This is a genomic window from Allobosea sp. BK604, from assembly GCF_004341515.1.
GTDB lineage: Bacteria > Pseudomonadota > Alphaproteobacteria > Rhizobiales > Beijerinckiaceae > Allobosea.
In genome coordinates this window covers 1-17,462 of the sequence record NZ_SLZF01000012.1, presented here as the reverse complement: position 1 = coordinate 17,462, position 17,462 = coordinate 1, and the positions used below count along the sequence as shown (strand labels likewise).

Below are 17,462 nucleotides of genomic sequence, written 5' to 3'. Positions count from 1 at the left end.
TCGGCCGCGGCGAGGGCGGTCATGGATGACGATCTCAGCGTGATGAGCCGCGAGCAGCTGGCCGAGGAGGTCAGGCGCCTGCGCGCCGGAATCCGCGCGCATCGCGATACGACCGGGCATGATCTCTGCTGGCACCATCCGCAGCTTTGGGAGCTGCTGCCGGAGCGGGTCGATCCCGCCATCGCGGTACCGCCCTGGCCGACATTTCTGCGCGGCTGCCTGCGCTATCGGGAAAGCCTCGATCGGCAGCGGCCGGATGCGCCGCCAGATGAGGCGGAGTATGGCGACGAAGCGTCGTTGCGTCCGACGTGAGTTCGCCTGGAGATGCAAACCCGCGTCATGGTCGGCCTTGTGCCGACCATCAATGTCTTCCTTGAGCAAGCGCGGTGTTCAAGAGGTCATGCTCGCAACAAGGGCGAGCATGACGTCGTGCTTTCGGCTCAAAGCGCCGGAATGTTGTCCTCGCCCAGATCCCAATAGAGCCCGGCCATGATCGTCAGTCCCTCGCGGGCGATGGCGACCGGCAGATGCTCGTTCGGGGCGTGCTGCGAGCAGCCCGGGTAGGAATGCGGCACCCAGATCGTGCGCATGCCGACGATTTCGGAGAAGATATCGTTGGGGAGGCCGCCGCCGAGATTGGGCAGCAGCGCCGGCTTCTTGTTGGTGCTCGTGGCGACCGAGTCGAGCGCCCAGTGCACCCAGGCATCCTCGGGGTCGAGCCGCGTCGCGTTGAAGATCTCGTCGCGCGCCAGCGCGACCTCGACCATGTCGAAGCCATGGCGCTTGAGGTGGCGGCGCAGCGCCGGGACGACATCGGTCGGGTCGATGCCGACGACGAAGCGCAGGGCGCAGCGGGCCCAGGCGCTCGGCGGCACCGCGTTGACCGGCGTCTCGGGCACGCCCGACTTCATGGCGAGCACGTCGAAGGAGCACCAGCCGAAGACCTGCTCGGCCGGTGACAGGCCGGGCTCGCCCCAGTTGGGATCGATCACCGGCCCGTTCGGGCCACCGTCGATCTCGCAATCGGCCAGCGCCTTGCGCACCGCAGCGGGCAACTCCTTCGGCACCCATTCATGGATGCGGATCTGGCCGGTCGGCGAGGTGATCGAGGCGATGGCATGGGCGAGCTGAACCGCTGGATCGGAAAGGATGCCGCCCCAGTTGCCGGAATGGTGACCGCCCTCACGGGCGTTGATCGAAAGGTCGAAGGTGACGCCGCCGCGGGCGCCAAGGAAGATGGTCGGGCGCTCGGCATTGAGGCGCGGCCCGTCGGAGGCGATCAGGATATCCGACTTGAACAGCTCCTTCTGCTCGGTGCACAGCTCGCGCAGGCCGGGGGAGCCGCATTCCTCGCCCATCTCGATCAGGTATTTGGCGTTGAAGCCGAGCTTGCCGCGCGTCGCCAGTACGGCCTTCAGCGCGTTGATGTTGATGACGTGCTGGCCCTTGTTGTCGACGACGCCGCGGCCGTACCATCGGTCGCCGCGCTCGGTCAGGGTCCAGGGCGAGAGGCCCTCGCTCCACTGCGCGTCGAGGCCGCGAATAACGTCGCCATGGCCGTAGCCGAAGATGGTCGGCAGGCTCGGGTCCTCGATACGCTCTGCGAAGAGGAAGGGGCCCTTGGCCTTGGGATGGTTCAGCGTCCGGCAGCTGAAACCGAGCGATTCGAGCAGCGGCTGCATCTCCTGTTCGAGATATTCCGTGAGGACCGGGGCGCGCTCGGGGTTCTGGCTCTCGGTCGGCATGGCGACGAGGCGCGTCAGGTCGCTCTTGAACGAGCCGGAGTCGAAATAGTCTTGCGCATGGGCGATGGCCTGGGCCCGGGTCATGGTGGTCTCCGTTCGCTTGAAATCGATCAGGCCCGCGGGCGGGCGGGATTGCCGAGGGCGGTCGCGCCGGCGGGCACGTCGCGCGTGACGACGCTGCCGGCGCCGATGATCGCGTCGTCGCCGATCCGTACGCCCGGCAGGATCAGCGCTCCGCCGCCGATCCAGACATTGCGGCCGATGGTGACGGGGCGGCCGAATTCGAGCCCGGACCGACGCTCCGCCGCATCGCGGGGATGGTCCGCGGTCAGGATCTGCACGCCCGGGCCGATCTGCGTCTTGTCGCCGATCGTGACCGCGACGACGTCGAGGATCACGCAGTTGAAGTTGAGGAAGACGCCGGTGCCGAGGCTGATATTGAAGCCGTAGTCGCAGTGGAAAGGCGGGCGGATGACGCAGCCCGGTCCCGCCGCCGCGAAGCGCTCGGCAAGCAACGCATGCCGTTCCTCCGCCGGCATGGCCAGCGTCGCGTTGTAGCGCGCCATCCAGGCGGCCGCAGCCGCGGCATCGGCCTGAAGCTCGGCATCCGAGGCATCGTAGAGTCCCCCGGCCAGCATCTTGTCCTTTTCGCTGCGCATCAGCCGCGCTTCTCCGGCGAGATCACGTCGCGGAGGCCATCTCCGGCGAGGTTGATCGCGAAGATCAGCAGTGCCAGCGCGGTGCCGGGCAGGGCGATCAGCCAGAAGGAGAAGAACATATAGGCCTTCGCCTCCGAGACCATCAGGCCCCAGGAGGGCAAAGGCGGCTGCACGCCGAGGCCGAGGAAGGACAGCGCCGCCTCGAGCAGGATCGCGCTCGCGGCTTCCAGCGTCGCGACGACGATGAGCTGCGGGGCGATATTGGGCAGGACCTCGCGCAGGATGATACGGGTCGTGGTGGCTCCGGCCGCCTGCGCGGCGGTGATATAGTCGAGCGAGCGGACCTGCTGGGTGGCGCTGCGCATCACCACGGCGAAACGGTCCCATTTCAGCAGGCCGAGCACGAGGATGACGATCCAAAGCGAGGAGCCGACGATGGCGACGACGGCGAGCGCGACGAGGATCACCGGCATGGCGAGGCGGGTCGTGACCAGGAAGGTCATGGCCATGTCGATACGGCCGCCGAAAAAGCCGGCGAGCAGGCCCATCGTCGTGCCGATCACGCCGGCGATCGCAACGACGCTGAAGCCGATGATCAGCGAGATGCGCGCGCCATAGAGCAGGCGCGAGAGATAGTCGCGGCCGAGCTGGTCGGTGCCGAGCGGATGGACCCAGTTGCCCTTCTCGTACCAGAAGGGCGGGATGGTGCGCGCCGTCAGGTTCTGCAGATAGGGATCGTGCGGGGCCAGCACCGGGGCGAGCAGCGCGATCAGCACGAACAGGAGCAGCAGGCCGAAGCCGAGCACGAAGGATTTCTGGGCGAGAGCCTTGCGCAGCAGCTTGCGGCCGCCGGTGGCTTCAGTCGCGTGGATCGAAAGTGGAGTGGCGTCGGTCATCTCATTCGACCCGGATGCGGGGATCGAGCCAGGCATTGGCGATGTCGGCGGCGAGCGTCAGCAGCACATAGACCACCGAGAGCAGCAGCACGACCACCTGCATGACCGGGAAATCCTTGTAGGTGATGCTCTGATAGGCGAGGTAGCCCAGCCCATCGAGCGCGAAGATGGTCTCGATCACGACCGAGCCGCCGAGCAGGAAGCCGAGCTGAACCGCCGTCAGCGCCACGACCGGCACCGCCGCATTCCGCAGCGCATGGGTGATGACGACGGCATAGGGCGGGAGCCCCTTGGCGCGGGCGGTGCGGATGTAATCGGCCTGGAGCACCTCGATCATGCCGGCGCGGATCAGCCGCATGAAGGCGGGTGCGACGTAATAGCCGAGCGCGATGGTCGGCATCACGTAATGCGCCCAGGTCTGCGAGCCGGAGACCGGCAGCCAGCGCAAGGTGATCGAGAACAGCATCACCAGGATCAGCGCGAAGAAGAAATTCGGCATGGCCTGGCCGAAGACGGCAATGGCGAGCGCGGCCCGGTCGATCCAGGTGTTGGAATAGATCGCGGCGAGCACGCCGAGCGGGATCGAGATCAGCAGCGCGAAACCGAGCGAGGTCAGGCCGAGGATCAGCGTCACCGGCATCTTGTCGAAGACGAGCGAGGCGACGCTCGTCTTGAAATAGATCGAGGTGCCGAAATCGCCGGAGAGCGTCTTCAGCAGCCAGTCGAGATATTGCACGACGACCGGGCGGTCGAGCCCATAGGTCTTGCGCACCAGTTCGAGATCGGCCTGCTGCGCGCCTTCGCCGGCGATCGCCACGGCGATATCGCCCGAGAGCCTGAGCAGGAAGAAGGCGATGGCCGAGACGGCCAGCGCGACGAGAAGCGCAAGGCCAAGGCGCTTGAGGATGAAGCCGAGCAAATGATCGTTCCAGACTGTTCGCGAGGCTTGAAGGCCCCCGATGGGTCATCCCGGCCGGCGGCAGGCACGGCCGGGATGACGGCGCTCCCAGAGCGCGGGACTTATTTCCAGCTCATCGCCCAGAAGCGGACCATCTCGTCGGGATAAGCCTTGAAGTCGAGATCCTTGCTGGCGACGTAATACGCCGGCAGCGAGTAGAGCGGCACCGCATAGGCCTTGTCGGCGATGATCTTCAGCGCGTCCTTGTAGGCGGCCTTGCGGGCCTCCGGCTGCACCGAATTATTGCCCTTCTCGAGCAGGTCGCGGACCTGCGGGTCGCGGGTCAAATCCTCGGCCCTGAAGGCAAAATAGTTCGGCGTATTGGCCGAGACGTCGTTGACCGAGAAGGAGCCCCAGGTCTGGTGCGTCAGCATCGCCTTGTTGGTGGTGATCAGCTCGCGCATCGCGGCATATTGCAGGAAGCGCAGGTTGGTCTTGATGCCGACGGCCTGGAGATAGCCGATCAGCGCCTCGGTCTGGTTGCGCTCGCGATAACCGACGATGTCCATGGTCAGGCCGTTGGGGAAGCCGGCTTCCGCCAGCAGCGCCTTGGCCTTGGCCGGGTCGTAATTGTACTTCGTCGCGCCTTCCTCGGTGCAGCCGAACTGCGAGTGGAAGCAGATGGTGTTGATGACGCGCGAGCCGTCGCCGACGATGTTCTTGACCATCGCCTCGCGGTCGATGGCGTGGTTGATCGCCTTGCGGACGCGCTCATCCTTGAGGGCCGGAGCCGGCGTGTTGTCGAGGATGTTCATCTGCATGAAGACGATGCGCATCGTCTCGCCGGAGACGACCTGCAGCATCGGCACGGTCTTGAGCTGCTCGGCCTGATCCTTCGGAACGCTCATGATCAGGTCGGTGCCGCCCGAAAGCACCTCGGCCATCTGGGTCTGGCGGTCCGGGATGAAGCGGATCTCGACCTTACCGATCTTCGGCTGCGGCTTGGGCGAATCCTTGAAATAGTCCTTGTTCAGCTCGAGCGTGATCGACTTGCCCGGGACATAGGCCGAGACCTTGTAGGGGCCGGAACCGACCGGCTTCTCGTTCTGGCCCTTGGGGCCGACCTTCTCGTAATACTCGTTGGGATGGATCACGACCGGGCCGGCGAGATACTCGATCGCGGCCGGGAAGATCTCCTTGGTGACGACCCGGACCTTGTACTTATCGACCTTCTCGGCCTTGTCGATCCAGTTGACGTTGCCTTGGGTGACGACCTTGTTCTCAGGCTTGGAGATGAAGTTCAGGGTGTAGACGACGTCGTCGGCGTCGAATTCCTCGCCGTTGTGGAACTTGACGCCCTGGCGCAGCTCGAACTCGATGGTCTTGTCGTCGACCTGCTTCCAGCTCTTGGCGAGCTGGCCCTTGTACTCGTTGGTGTCGGGGTCACGGTAGACCAGCGTGTCCCAGACATTGGCGCCGATGATCACGCCGATGCGGACATTGTTGAAGAAGGGATCGACGCTTTCGGGAGCCTGGTCATAGGCGAAGCGGACGGTGTTGGCCGCCTTCTGCGCGAGCGCCGGAGTGGTGATTGCCGTGGCCGTCATGGCGCTCGTCGCCAGCAGCAATGCGAAAGCCTTGTTCATCACGCTCATTCTCGTTCCCCAGCGTTATCGCTTTTCCGGCATGGAGCGGCACGGCGCCTGCGCCGGCTGCACTCAGTATGCCGGCGCGAAATCTGACGAAGGAATCCGTTTGCCGCCATAAGAATGAATCGAACGGATCATTGCCGTATCGGCAAAGCATCGCTACAGGCATGCCAGGATGCAGAGCTCGGGCTTGCGATATTTTTTGGAGGTGGCGCGGACCGGCTCGGTCAGCGCGGCCGCACAGCGACTGCGAGTCGCGGCCTCGGCCGTCAGCCGTCAGATCGCAAATCTCGAGAAGGAGCTCGACGCGCCGCTGTTCGAGCGCCGGCCGCGTGGCATGGTGTTGACCCAGGCCGGGCTGACCCTGGCGGCCTATGCCCAGCGCGTCGCGCTCGAAAGCGACCAGATCGTCAGCGAGATCCGCGAGCTCAACAGTTCAGGGAAGGGGCTGATCCGGCTCGGCGTCACCGAGGGCTTCGCGGTCAGCCTGATGCCGGAGGTGATCCACGGCTTCCGGCAGCTCCATCCCGAGGCGGCATTCGATCTCAAGGTGATGTCGCCGCAGGTGGTGACCGAGAATGTCCGCAACGGCACGATCGATATCGGCGCGACCTTCTCGCTCCAGGCCGATCGCGGCGTCACCATCAACTGGCAGCAGACGATCCCGACCTATGCTTTCGTGGCGCGCGGGCATCCGCTGCTGGCGCATGAGGATATCCAGATCCAGGATATCTTCGCCCACCCGATCTGTGCTCTCGACGGCGAGGCGACCGTAACCAAGATCATGAACATCTACTGCTCGGGACGCGGGTTGCCGCTGGAACCGGTGCTGGTCTCGACCAACGTCACCAGCCTGCAGCATTTCTGCGAGCTCGGCGGCGCCGTGATGTTCGCGAGCGCGATCTCATTCGGCGCGCTGGTGCGCAATGGCAGCATCGTCGCGCTGCCGCTGAAAGAGGCCGATATGCCCTCGCGCAGCCTGCAAGTGCAAACCATGTCCGGGCGCGTGCTGCCGCGGCTGGTGACGAATTTCATCGCGGCTTTGTCGCGGCAGCTCGAGGGCTTCGACACGGTGGCGGCAACGACTCGCAGGCCGATAGCCCCGGCGCGGACCGTCCGGGCATGAGCAAGGGCGAGACCTGGCACGGCGGCGCCATCATGGTGCCGCATCCGCACCAGCTCACGGCGCGCGATGCGATCCTCGCGGCACGGGAGAAGGGGGCGCCGGGTTTCCTGCTCGGCGACCTGACCGGGCTCGGCAAGACGCTTTCGGCCTGGCTCGCCATCGCGGCAATGCCGGAGGAGGAGGTGCTGGTGATTTGCCCGAAGGGCGCGATCCCGCAATGGCGGCGGACCATGGCGCTCTCCGGCCTGAAGCCGAAGCGCGTGACCCTGATGAATTTCGAGCGGACCAAGTCGCTGCTGGCGCCGCCGGCGGAGAGCAAGAAGCGTTCGACGCGGGCGAAGAACAACGAGCTGGCCAAGCACGGCACGCCAAAGCGCATCTGGCCGATCGTGGTGATCGACGAGGCGCATCGCATCCGCAATCCCAATGCGCAGCAGGGGCTGGTTTGCCGGCAAATGGCTGCGGCGGCCAATTTCACGATCTATATGAGTGCGACCGCCGGGCAGTCGCCGCATGAGCTGTCCTATCTCGGGCCGCTGCTGGCGCGGGCGGCGGGCGCTCCGAGCGAGGATCTCGATGGCTTCCGAGCCATGATGAAGCGGCTGAAAATCGGCAAGGCCAAGGGGCGCTGGAAGAACTGGAGCTGGGAGCCGAACGAGCAGGACCGAAAGATCATGTCGGACCTGCTCTACAAGGGCAAGAATGCCATCGGCCTGCGACGGCGGCCGGAGGAGATCGCCGGCTGGCCGGAGGTGCAGCGCGAACTCGCGCCGATCGCGCTGGATAGCCCGGCGCGCCGGCTCTACGAGGCGACCTGGCGCGAGTTCCGGCGTGAGCTGGGATTGGCTGGCGGCTCGACGCGCAAGCCCGCCGGCTGGGCTGCCGATCTGCGCTTTCGTCAAAAGGCGAGCCTGTTGCGCATCGCCGGCACCAGCGATTTCGCCGAGGACCTGCTGGGGAATGACGAGCAGGTGGCGATCTCGGTCGCCTTCCTGGAGACCAGCGCGATGCTGGCGGAGACGTTGCGCGGGCGCGGCTGGCGGGTCGGCGAGATCAATGGCGAATATTCCGGTATCGCCAACGAGGAGACCCGCATCGCCTTCCAGACCGGCAAACTCGACGCGGTGATCTTCACGGTGACGGAATCGATCTCGCTGCATCGCGGCGAGATGCCGGGTGGCGAGCGCGAGCGCTCGCTGGTGATCCACGACATGCGCCACAGCGCGATCCAGCTCCAGCAGATCGAGGGGCGTTGCCATCGCGACGGCCAGCACGCGACGATCTTCTACGCCTATGCCGAGGACACGGTGGAGGAGGCGGTGGCCGCGACCGTGATCGGCCGGATGGCGGCGATGGACGGCATGGCCGGCGACGACACGCAGATGCTGGAGGCGATCGCCGAGGCCGTGGAGACGCGGGCGGCGGCATAGATCGCGTTCAGCCGCCTCCCGTCGGTTCCGTCAGCTCGTCTCTCGCGTCGGGCCGAGGTGGCGAAGCCGCACCCGCACCGTCGGATCGTCCAGCAGCGCCCCCGCGTCCCCCTGCAACCGATGCCGCCAGTTCGGCTTCTCCACCGTCGTGCCCGGCACGTTCGGCTGGGTACGGATGCCGAGCGCGTCCTCGATCGGGAGCATCTTCAGCGTGCAGGGCGTCGCAGCGACATAGCGGATCGCAGCGTCGACGACCGGATCGGTATCCTCAGGCGCCGGACGTTCGCCATGGACCAACCCGGCATTCTGGAAGGCGCCCCAGAGTACACCGCGATCCCAGGCGCGGAGGCCCTGATGGTCGATGCCGTCGTCACTCGGACTGAGGTCGCATCCGGCCCACCAGCCGGCGGTCGGCGGCAGGTCGTGGGTCGTGGTCAGCGCCACGGCGCCGGCATCCCATTCCTGCGGCGGTACATAGCTGTGCTCGGTCTTCTCGAAGCGCAGCACGCGCAGGCCGGCGACACCCTGCTCGCGCAAATAATCGCGGAAGCCATAGGGCAAGGTGCCGAGATCCTCGCCAATGACGATCGCCTTATGGCGCCAGGATTCGAGCGCGATCAGCCGGAACAGCGTCTCGGAGGGGAAGGCGACATAGGCGCCCTCGATCGCCTTCGCGCCCTGTGGCACCAGCCAGAGCCGGCTCATGCCCATGACATGGTCGATGCGGATGCCGCCGACATGGCGCAGGCTCGCGCGCAAGGTCTCGATGAAGGGGGCATAGCCGGAGGCTGCGAGGCCGCGCGGCGAGAAGGTGGTCAGGCCCCAGTCCTGGCCTTCGGCGGCGTAATAGTCGGGCGGCGCGCCGATGCTGAGCCCGCCGAGCACCTCGTCCTGCCGGCTCCAGGCATGGCTGCCGGCGGCGTCCATGCCGATGGCGAGATCGGCGATGAGGCCGACCTTCATGCCTGCCTCCCGGCAGACCTGCTGGGCCGCGCCATAGGAGCGGCCGGTCAGCCATTGCAGGAAGATCTGGAAATCGATCTCGGCGGCATGCTCGGCGGCGAAGGCGGCGACCTCCGGAGAGTCGGGGTCGCGATAGGCGTCCTGCCAGGCCCGCCAGCTCCAGGCCAAGGGATCGCGTGCGAGTTCGGCGGCCTGCAGCGCCTCGAAAGTGGCGTGGCCGCGCAGTAGCGAGGAGGCACTGGCGCGGTACTGCTCGAAATCGGCGCGGAAGGGCGCGTCCTTCTGCGCGGGGCTCGTCATCGCGGCGAAGAGCGCGCGCAGCAGTGCCCAGCGCAGTGGCGTCGCCGCCGGCCAATCGACCTGGGGCATGGCGGAGAGCCGCGTCATTTCCTCGGCCAGGCCCTGCTTGGCGATGACCTCGCGGATCAGAGCCTCAGGCAGCGCCGCAGCCGGGTCGGCATGGAGCGGGTTGTAGAAGAGGCGGGTCGAGGGCGAATAGGGGCTGAAACGGCTCGGGTCGGCGGCATAGAGCGCGTGGACCGGGCTGATCGCCAGCGCGTCGGCACCAAGGGCCGCAGCCTTGCGGCCGAGTTCGGCCGCGCCGCCGAGATTGCCGATGCCGCCATCCTCCGCACTGCGCAAGGAATAGAGCTGGGCGGCGAGGCCCCAGCCCGTATGACCACCGCTCAGGTCGGCGAAGGTGACGCAACGGCCCGGCGCGGTCGCGACGGTGATGTCGCCCGCCGGCGTGTGGACGGTATGATAGCCCGGCTCGGCGAAAGGCGGCAGCGTGAGCGCGCCCTCGAAGCCTTCCTGTGCCGAGACGATATGGCGGTTGCCGCTTTCGAGCGTGATCTCGATCTTGGTGCCGGCGCCGATCGCCAGCGGCAAGGTCACCGGCTGACCGGTGCGGGCGGTCGCGAAACTCACCGCGCCGGCAAGGCCGATGCCACCTTCGATCACAGAGAGCGAGTTGCGCAGCGTGTCGTCGCTATCGGCCGGCAGGCCGAAGGCCGCGAGGATGGCGCGCAGGCTTTCGGGCGAGACCTCGCGATCCTCGCCCTTCTGATCAGTCCAATGCGTGGAGATGCCGGCTTTCGACGCGAGCACGCGCAAGGTTTCGTCGCTCATGGCCGGCCTCTGTTCGAGCAATGGGGGCGAATTCCGCAGCCCTCATCTTGAGGAGCTGCGCAGCGGCGTCTCGAAGGATGAGAGCTGTGATCGTCATGCTGTCTTAGCGCGCCTGCATGTCGCGTTCGAGTATGAGCAGGCTAAGCGGCGGCAAGGTCAGCAGCAGACTCTGCTTTTCGCCATGAGCCTCGATGGGCTCGCTCGACACCCCGCCGAGATTGCCCATGCCGGAGCCGCCATAGGCGCTGCCATCGCTGTTCATGCGCTCGCGCCAGAAGCCGGGATGCGGCGCGCCGATGCGGTAATCGTGGCGCGGCACGGGCGTCATGTTGGCGATGACGAGCAGGTCGTCGCCCGGCTTGCCGCCGGAGCGGCGGAAGGCGAAGACGGAATTGACGCTGTCGTCGCCGACAACCCAAGCGAAGCCCTGCGGCGAGCGGTCGAGCCTGTAGAGCGCCGGCGTCGCCCGATAGAGCGCGTTGAGATCGCGGACGAGGTGCGAGACGCCCTGTCGGCGTTCCTCTCCGGGATGCGGCCAGGGGAATGGGGCGTCGACATTCCACTCCTCCTCCTGGCCGAACTCGCAGCCCATGAAGAGCAGCTTCTTGCCGGGATGCGCCCACATCAGCGCGAGGCATAGGCGCAGATTGGCGAAGCGCTGCCAGTCGTCGCCCGGCATGCGGGCGATCAGCGAACCCTTTCCGTGCACGACCTCGTCATGCGAGATCGGCAGCACGAAATTCTCGGAGAAGGCGTAGATCAGGCCGAAGGTCACGTCGTCGCCGTGATGGCCGCGATGGATCGGATCGCGCGCGAAGAAGCGCAGCGTGTCGTGCATCCAGCCCATGTTCCATTTGAAGTAGAAGCCCAGCCCGCCATGGTTCACCGGCGTGGTGACGCCGGGCCAGGCGGTCGATTCCTCGGCGATGGTGATGGCGCCGCGGCCGCGCTCGCCGATGAGCGTGTTGAGCTCCTGGAAGAAGGAGATCGCCTCCAGGTTCTCGCGGCCGCCGAACTGGTTCGGCACCCATTCGCCGGGCAGGCGGCTATAGTCGCGGTAGAGCATCGAGGCGACGGCATCGACGCGCAGACCGTCGAGATGGAAGGTCTCGATCCACCAGAGCGCCGATGAGAGCAGGAAGCCGCGGACCTCGCGCCGTCCGACATTGTAGATCAGCGTGTTCCAGTCGCGGTGAAAGCCCTCGCGCGGGTCCTCGTGTTCGTAGAGGGCCGTGCCGTCGAAGCGCACGAGCCCGTGCTCGTCCGAGGGGAAATGTGCTGGCACCCAGTCGAGGATGACGCCGATGCCGGCGGCGTGGCAGCGATCGACGAAGCGGGCGAAAGCCTCGGGCGGCCCAAGCCGCGCCGTCGGCGCGAACATGCCGAGCGGCTGGTAGCCCCAGGAGCCGCCGAACGGATGCTCGGTGATGGGCAGCAGCTCGATATGGGTGAAGCCTATGTGCTGGACATAGGAGACGAGCCGGTCGGAAGCCTCGTCCCAGGAGCCCATCTGGCCCCATTCCATGCGCAGCCAGGCGCCGACATGGACCTCATAGATGGAAAGCGGCTCGGAAACCGGGTGACGCCTGGCGCGCTTTGCCAGCCAGTCGGCATCGCTCCAATCGAAGTCGGGCGACTCGGCAACGACCGAAGCGGTCCGCGGCGGTTCCTCGGTGCGACGCGCAAGTGGGTCCGCCTTCCAGGGCAGGCGTTCGCCGGAGGGCGTCGTGATCGCGAACTTATAGGTGGTGCCGACGCCGATATCGGGGACGAAAAGTTCCCAGACGCCCGGCCCGAGCCGCCGGCGCATCGGGGTGCGGCGCGGGTCCCAGCCGTTGAAGTCTCCGACCACCGAGACGCTGCCGGCATTGGGAGCCCAGACGGAGAAGAGAACGCCTTTCGTGCCGCCGAAATCGCGCGGATTGGCGCCGAATCGGGTCGAGAGATCGAAATGCCGGCCTTCGGCAAAGAGATAGATGTCTTCTTCGGAGAGCAGCAGCCCGAAACTATAGGGGTCGGCATGCTCGCTCAGGCCAATCGGCCAGGCGACGCGCAGGCGATAGAGTTCGTCATGCGGGAACGGCGCCTCGAACAGGCCGCTGCCGTTGCCGGTCATCGCGATCGTCCGGCGCTGCTCGCCCGCGCCGCTGGTGATCTCGACATAGGGCGCGCCCGGCAGGAAGGCACGCACGATCTGGACGCCATCGACGACATGCCGACCCAAGACAGAAAAAGGGTCGGGGTGACGCCCTTCCTCGAGCAGCAGCAGGTCCTGCGCCGGCAAGCTGGGAAAATTGAGCTGGACCTGATGCGTCATAAAGCGCCGCCTGGACGAGAAAACGATTCCGCTGGAGGCGCGGAATCACTTATGATGCAACGCAATAGCGGTATTGCCCGTTCCGCTCCCCGGACGCCCGTTTTATCAGCGCCGCGCGAATGGAACCAAGCTTCGCCGCTGCCGTTGTCCCACCGGGTTTTTGCTCCGCAACAGGGAGACTGCCGATGAGCCGCGAACAGATCGTCAAAGATACGGCCTATGCGATCTGGGAGGCCGAGGGCAAGCCCGACGGTCGGGCGGAGGATCATTGGCGCCAGGCCGAGGCGCGCGTCGCCGCCAGCCTGACCACGGGCAATTCGAAGGCCGCGAGCCCTGCAAAGGCCAAAGCCAAGGCAACGACTCCGGCCAAGGGCCAGGCGCTGGACGTCTCCAAGGAGCTTGCGGCAAAGCCGCCCGCGAAAGCTGCGGCGACCAAAAAGGCCCCGACCAAGGCCAAGGTCGACTCGGGCAAGACGCTGAAGAAAAAGGCCTGAGGTCCTCTTCTCACCGCTCACTTCAAGAAGCGCTATCGGCGCGTCTCGAAGCGTGCTCCAAGTGGTTTCGCCGCCTCCTGAAGCAGGGTTCGGGGCGCTAGTGCGCGTCGTCTCCTCGAGATCGAGGCTTTGGGCCCGGGCGGCGGCCAAGCAGGCCGCCGGAGTGCGTTGACGACAGATCAAGCTGCCAGCGCCCTCGCATAGACATCGGCATAGCGGTGGCTCGGCCGGCTCCAATCGAAGCGCTTGGCCATGGCGTGCTCGCGCATGGTGCGGAACATCCGCTTGGAGCGGAAGGCCTCGATGGCGCGAGAGACCGCCGAGGTCAAGCCGGCGCTGGTCAGCGTCGAGAACAGGAAGCCTGAGCGGCCATCCTCGATCGTGTCGACCAGCCCGCCGGTGCGATAGGCGATCGGCAGGGCGCCGGAGCGCTGCGCGTACATCTGGCTCAGGCCGCAAGGCTCGAAGCGCGACGGCATCAGCAGGAAATCGCTGGCAGCGAAGAGCCGGCGCGCCTCGGCATCGTCGAAGCCGATGCGGGCGGCGACCGCGCGCGGATGGCGTCGGGCCAGGCGCTCGATCGCATCCTCGAGCCGCGGCTCGCCGCGCCCGGTGACGACGAGCTGGCCGCCATTGCCGACGATGGTCTCCGCCGCCTCGATCGAAAGGTCGATGCCCTTCTGATGGACGAGCCGGGAGATGATCGAGAAGAGCGGGCCATTCGACGTCGGCAGATCGAACGTCTTGCGGATATCGGCCGCGTTCTGCTGCTTCCATTGCCGGACCCGGCGCGAGTCGAGATTCTCGCCGGTGATCAGCGCGTTCCAGCTGTCGTCGATGCCGTTGACGATGCCGGTCAGGCGGCCTTCGTCCATCCGGGTCTTGAGCAGGCCTTCGAGGCCGCAGCCATGCTCGGCCGTGGTGATCTCGTGCGCATAGGTCTCGCTCACCGTGGTGACATGCGAGCCATAGAAGATCCCGGTCTTGAGGAAGGAGATTTTGCCGTGGAACTCGGTGCCGTTGACCGAGAAGGCGAGGTCGGGAATGCCGAGCGGCGCCAGCCGCGCCGGCTGGTAGAGGCCCTGATAAGCCAGGTTGTGGATGGTCAGGATCGAGGGAGTGGTCAGCCCCTTCCAGCGCAGATAGCCGGGCGCCAGCGCCGAGGGCCAGTCGTTGACATGGAGGATATCCGGCTTCCAGTTCGGATCGGCCTCGCCAGCGGCGAGCTCGGCCGCCGCGAGCGAGAGCCGGGCGAAGCGGATGTCGTTGTCGGGGAAGTCGCCGCCCGAATAGGGGCCGTAGGGCGAGCCTTCGCGATCGTAGAGCTCGTCGCAGAGCAACGCGTAGATGGTCAGCCCGTCAGCCGTGCTGAAGCGCCCGAGCGACCATGGCGGCAGGCTCGCAGTGCGCGGCATGGTGCTGACGATGTCCATGTTCGGCCGCGCGGCGCGCACCTGGCGGAAGCCCGGGATGAGGACGCGGACATCGCAGAGCTGGCGCAATTGCCGGGGCAGGGCCGATGAGACCTCGCCCAGCCCGCCGGCCTTGATGAAATCCCCCATTTCCGAGGTGACGAAGAGCAGCCTGGTCGTGGCCGGGAGCGCCGCGCCGATCTCCGGCGCGCCTTCCTTTACGACAGCAGCATAGGTCAAGGCATGGCCGGACGTCGCGGGGACAGGTTCAAATTGCACCAACGTTTCGGCCATCATTGCCTTCCCGCTCTAGCTGGCCTGAGAACAGCCCATAAAGATTAAGGTTCCATGTTGCAGCGCAAAATAATCATGCAAGTTCCAGGCCGAGCTCCGGAACCGCCCAGTCCGCCGGGCGTTCCCTAGCGCGGCAAGGCGACAGTTGGACGGCGGTTTTCGCGATCCCGGAGCGCCTGTCCTGGAGAAGGGCTGGGGATGGTGAAATTTACGATCGAGGCCGGGCAGGCGGCCGATCTCGGGGCTGTTTTCGACGGCGAGGGCACGAATTTCGCCCTGTTCTCGGTCGCGGCCGAGCGTGTCGAGTTGTGCCTGTTCGACGAGAGCGGCGCGCATGAGATCACCCGGCTCAGCTTGCCCGAATACACGAATGAAATCTGGCACGGATACCTGCCGGGTGTGAAGCCCGGACAGCGCTATGGCTACCGCGTCCATGGCCGCTACGCGCCGGAGGAGGGACACCGTTTCAATCCCAACAAGCTGCTGCTGGACCCCTATGCGCGGCAATATGCTGGGGATATCGCCTGGGACGCGGCGCATTACGGCTATGATGCCGCAGCCAAGGCGGAGCGCGATCTGACCTTCAGCAAGAGCGACAGCGCGCCCTTCATGCCGAAATGCGTGGTCTGCGATTTCAAGGCCGATCCGAAGGCGCCTTCGAGGCCGGCCATCGCCTGGGACAAGGCGATCTTCTACGAGACGCATGTGCGCGGCTACACCAAGCTGCATCCCGCCATTCCCGAAGCGAAGCGCGGCACGTTCGACGGTCTCGGCGAGCAGGCGGTGGTCGATTACATCAGGAGCCTCGGCGTGACCTCGGTCGAGCTTCTGCCGGTGCATGCCTTCGCCGACGATCATCACCTCGTCGCCAGGGGCCTGCGCAATCATTGGGGCTATAACAGCATCGGCTTCTTCGCGCCGGAACTGCGCTATGAGGGGCAGGCCGGCCTCGCCTCCTTCCGGGACATGGTCAGGCGCTTCCACGAGGCCGGGCTCGAGGTCATCCTCGACGTCGTCTACAACCACACTGCCGAGGGTAACGAGCTCGGCCCGACGCTCAGCTTCAAGGGCATCGACAACTACGCCTACTACCGGACGATCGCGGGCAAGCCGCGCTACTATGTCAACGATACCGGCACCGGAAACACGGTGAATACCAGCCATCCGCGCGTGCTGCAGATGGTGCTGGATTCGCTGCGCTACTGGGTCGAGGTGATGGAAGTGGACGGGTTCCGCTTCGACCTCGGCACGATCCTCGGGCGCGAGCCGGAGGGGTTCGATCCGCGCAGCGGCTTCTTCGACGCCATGGGGCAGGATCCGGTGCTGCGCCGGGTCAAGCTGATCGGCGAGCCCTGGGATATCGGCCCGGGCGGCTATCAGGTCGGCGGATTCCCGCCCGGCTGGTCAGAATGGAACGACAAGTATCGCGATACGATTCGCGCCTATTGGAAGGGCGAGGAGGGCATTATCCGGGACCTCGCGGCGCGGGTGACCGGCTCGGGCGACATCTACGACGAATACGGGCGGCGGCCCTGGTCGAGCGTCAATTTCGTCACCGCCCATGACGGCTTCACGCTCAATGATCTCGTCTCCTACAACGACAAGCACAACGAGGCGAATGGCGAGGACAACAGGGACGGCCACGGCCACAACCTCTCGTTCAATTTCGGGGTGGAGGGACCGAGCGAGGATGCGGGTATCATCGCCGCGCGCGAACGTCAGAAGCGCAATTTCCTGGCGACGCTGCTGCTCTCGCATGGCGCACCGATGCTGCTCGCCGGCGACGAGTTCGGGCATAGCCAGGGCGGCAACAACAACGCCTATTGCCAGGATAACGAGATCGGCTGGATCGACTGGGGCAGGATCGGGCCGCGCGACAAGGCGCTGACGGAGTTCGTGCGCCGGGTGGCGCATCTGCGCACCGAGCACGCGATCTTCCGGCGCGACAGCTTTCGCGACGGCACGGTGCTGCGCTGGGTCAACCCCGCCGGCGGCGACCAGCTCGAGGAGCATTGGGACGATCCCGGCGTGCGTGCCATCGGCCTGCTGATGCATGCGCCGAATGTCGAGGAAGGCGGCGACGAGGCGCTCATCCTGTTCAACGCCTTCGACGGCGAGGTGGTGTTCGAGCTGCCGGCGCGGGTGAAGAAGGGCTCATGGTCAGTCGTGCTCGATACCGAGACCGGGCCGAATTCGGACGAAGGCCGCAAGGGGCTGAAGGCGGAGACGGAGCTTACGCTGTCACCACGGTCGCTGATCGTGCTGATGTGAGGGGGCGGGCGGGGAGGTGCTTCGGGACGAAGCGCGGGAGCACCCTCCCGGAGAAGGGTTGGGCGAAGCCAGATCCTAACCGCGTCATCAACTCACTTGTTGATTTGGGAGTTTAGGTCTGGCGTCGCGGATTTTGGCGTTGGCGATGACGATGAGTTTTCGCATGACGGCGATGGT

General features: G+C 66.1%; 13 protein-coding genes. 5 read left to right on the top strand and 8 right to left on the bottom strand.

Annotated elements, in window-relative coordinates:
* Positions 1–21 precede the first annotated feature (21 nt).
* The gene (locus tag EV560_RS29850) at positions 22–312 is read left to right on the top strand and encodes a hypothetical protein (RefSeq protein ID WP_131859499.1); all 291 of its coding nucleotides are present in this window, start codon (positions 22–24) and stop codon (positions 310–312) included.
* 128 nt (positions 313–440) lie between these two features.
* Here the strand turns inward: EV560_RS29850 and EV560_RS29845 are convergent, their stop codons facing one another.
* The 5 genes from EV560_RS29845 to EV560_RS29825 form a co-directional block, all read right to left on the bottom strand.
* Positions 441–1,829, bottom strand: coding sequence for a M20 family metallopeptidase (locus EV560_RS29845; RefSeq protein ID WP_131859498.1), 1,389 nt, complete (start codon positions 1,827–1,829; stop codon positions 441–443).
* Between the two features lie 26 nt (positions 1,830–1,855).
* The gene (locus EV560_RS29840) at positions 1,856–2,404 is read right to left on the bottom strand and encodes a sugar O-acetyltransferase (protein WP_131859497.1); all 549 of its coding nucleotides are present in this window, start codon (positions 2,402–2,404) and stop codon (positions 1,856–1,858) included.
* Complete coding sequence (locus tag EV560_RS29835) at positions 2,404–3,300, bottom strand: ABC transporter permease (RefSeq protein ID WP_131859496.1); 897 nt, start codon at positions 3,298–3,300, stop codon at positions 2,404–2,406. The genes EV560_RS29840 and EV560_RS29835 overlap by 1 nt, the downstream gene beginning before the upstream one ends.
* A 1-nt stretch (position 3,301) precedes the next feature.
* Entirely contained in the window at positions 3,302–4,219 is a 918-nt protein-coding gene (locus EV560_RS29830) for an ABC transporter permease (RefSeq protein WP_131859495.1), read from the bottom strand.
* A gap of 101 nt (positions 4,220–4,320) precedes the next feature.
* Complete coding sequence (locus tag EV560_RS29825) at positions 4,321–5,853, bottom strand: ABC transporter substrate-binding protein (RefSeq protein ID WP_131859494.1); 1,533 nt, start codon at positions 5,851–5,853, stop codon at positions 4,321–4,323.
* Positions 5,854–6,037: 184 nt separating this feature from the next.
* Here EV560_RS29825 and EV560_RS29820 point away from each other — a divergent pair, with 184 nt between their 5' ends.
* Together EV560_RS29820 and EV560_RS29815 are read left to right on the top strand one after the other, a co-directional pair.
* A complete protein-coding gene (locus EV560_RS29820; protein ID WP_165923708.1) occupies positions 6,038–6,973 on the top strand; it encodes a LysR family transcriptional regulator in 936 nt (311 codons plus the stop codon).
* Positions 6,970–8,403, top strand: coding sequence for a DEAD/DEAH box helicase family protein (locus EV560_RS29815; RefSeq protein WP_131859492.1), 1,434 nt, complete (start codon positions 6,970–6,972; stop codon positions 8,401–8,403). Before EV560_RS29820 ends, EV560_RS29815 begins: the two co-directional genes overlap by 4 nt.
* A gap of 30 nt (positions 8,404–8,433) precedes the next feature.
* Here EV560_RS29815 and malQ read toward each other — a convergent pair whose 3' ends face one another.
* Positions 8,434–10,497, bottom strand: a complete 2,064-nt coding sequence (gene malQ, locus EV560_RS29810) for a 4-alpha-glucanotransferase (protein WP_131859491.1) — start codon at positions 10,495–10,497, stop codon at positions 8,434–8,436.
* Between the two features lie 103 nt (positions 10,498–10,600).
* On the bottom strand, positions 10,601–12,814 hold the full coding sequence (glgB, locus tag EV560_RS29805; RefSeq protein ID WP_131859490.1) for a 1,4-alpha-glucan branching protein GlgB: 2,214 nt from the start codon (positions 12,812–12,814) through the stop codon (positions 10,601–10,603).
* 185 nt (positions 12,815–12,999) lie between these two features.
* Here glgB and EV560_RS29800 point away from each other — a divergent pair, with 185 nt between their 5' ends.
* Positions 13,000–13,308, top strand: coding sequence for a DUF2934 domain-containing protein (locus tag EV560_RS29800; protein ID WP_165923707.1), 309 nt, complete (start codon positions 13,000–13,002; stop codon positions 13,306–13,308).
* Positions 13,309–13,487: 179 nt separating this feature from the next.
* On the opposite strand, the gene glgA is transcribed toward EV560_RS29800, so the two are convergent.
* Positions 13,488–15,014, bottom strand: a complete 1,527-nt coding sequence (gene glgA, locus EV560_RS29795) for a glycogen synthase GlgA (RefSeq protein WP_131859488.1) — start codon at positions 15,012–15,014, stop codon at positions 13,488–13,490.
* A gap of 198 nt (positions 15,015–15,212) precedes the next feature.
* On the opposite strand from glgA, the gene glgX reads away from it, so the two are divergent.
* Positions 15,213–17,285, top strand: coding sequence for a glycogen debranching protein GlgX (gene glgX / locus EV560_RS29790; protein ID WP_131859487.1), 2,073 nt, complete (start codon positions 15,213–15,215; stop codon positions 17,283–17,285).
* Positions 17,286–17,462 lie beyond the last annotated feature (177 nt).

Coding starts and splice junctions, on each gene's coding strand:
- EV560_RS29850 (WP_131859499.1), top strand. CDS start 22: ATGGATGACGATCTCAGCGTGATGAGCCGCGAGCAGCTGGCCGAGGAG.
- EV560_RS29845 (WP_131859498.1), bottom strand. CDS start 1,829: ATGACCCGGGCCCAGGCCATCGCCCATGCGCAAGACTATTTCGACTCC.
- EV560_RS29840 (WP_131859497.1), bottom strand. CDS start 2,404: ATGCGCAGCGAAAAGGACAAGATGCTGGCCGGGGGACTCTACGATGCC.
- EV560_RS29835 (WP_131859496.1), bottom strand. CDS start 3,300: ATGACCGACGCCACTCCACTTTCGATCCACGCGACTGAAGCCACCGGC.
- EV560_RS29825 (WP_131859494.1), bottom strand. CDS start 5,853: ATGAGCGTGATGAACAAGGCTTTCGCATTGCTGCTGGCGACGAGCGCC.
- EV560_RS29815 (WP_131859492.1), top strand. CDS start 6,970: ATGAGCAAGGGCGAGACCTGGCACGGCGGCGCCATCATGGTGCCGCAT.
- malQ (WP_131859491.1), bottom strand. CDS start 10,497: ATGAGCGACGAAACCTTGCGCGTGCTCGCGTCGAAAGCCGGCATCTCC.
- glgB (WP_131859490.1), bottom strand. CDS start 12,814: ATGACGCATCAGGTCCAGCTCAATTTTCCCAGCTTGCCGGCGCAGGAC.
- EV560_RS29800 (WP_165923707.1), top strand. CDS start 13,000: ATGAGCCGCGAACAGATCGTCAAAGATACGGCCTATGCGATCTGGGAG.
- glgA (WP_131859488.1), bottom strand. CDS start 15,014: ATGGCCGAAACGTTGGTGCAATTTGAACCTGTCCCCGCGACGTCCGGC.
- glgX (WP_131859487.1), top strand. CDS start 15,213: ATGGTGAAATTTACGATCGAGGCCGGGCAGGCGGCCGATCTCGGGGCT.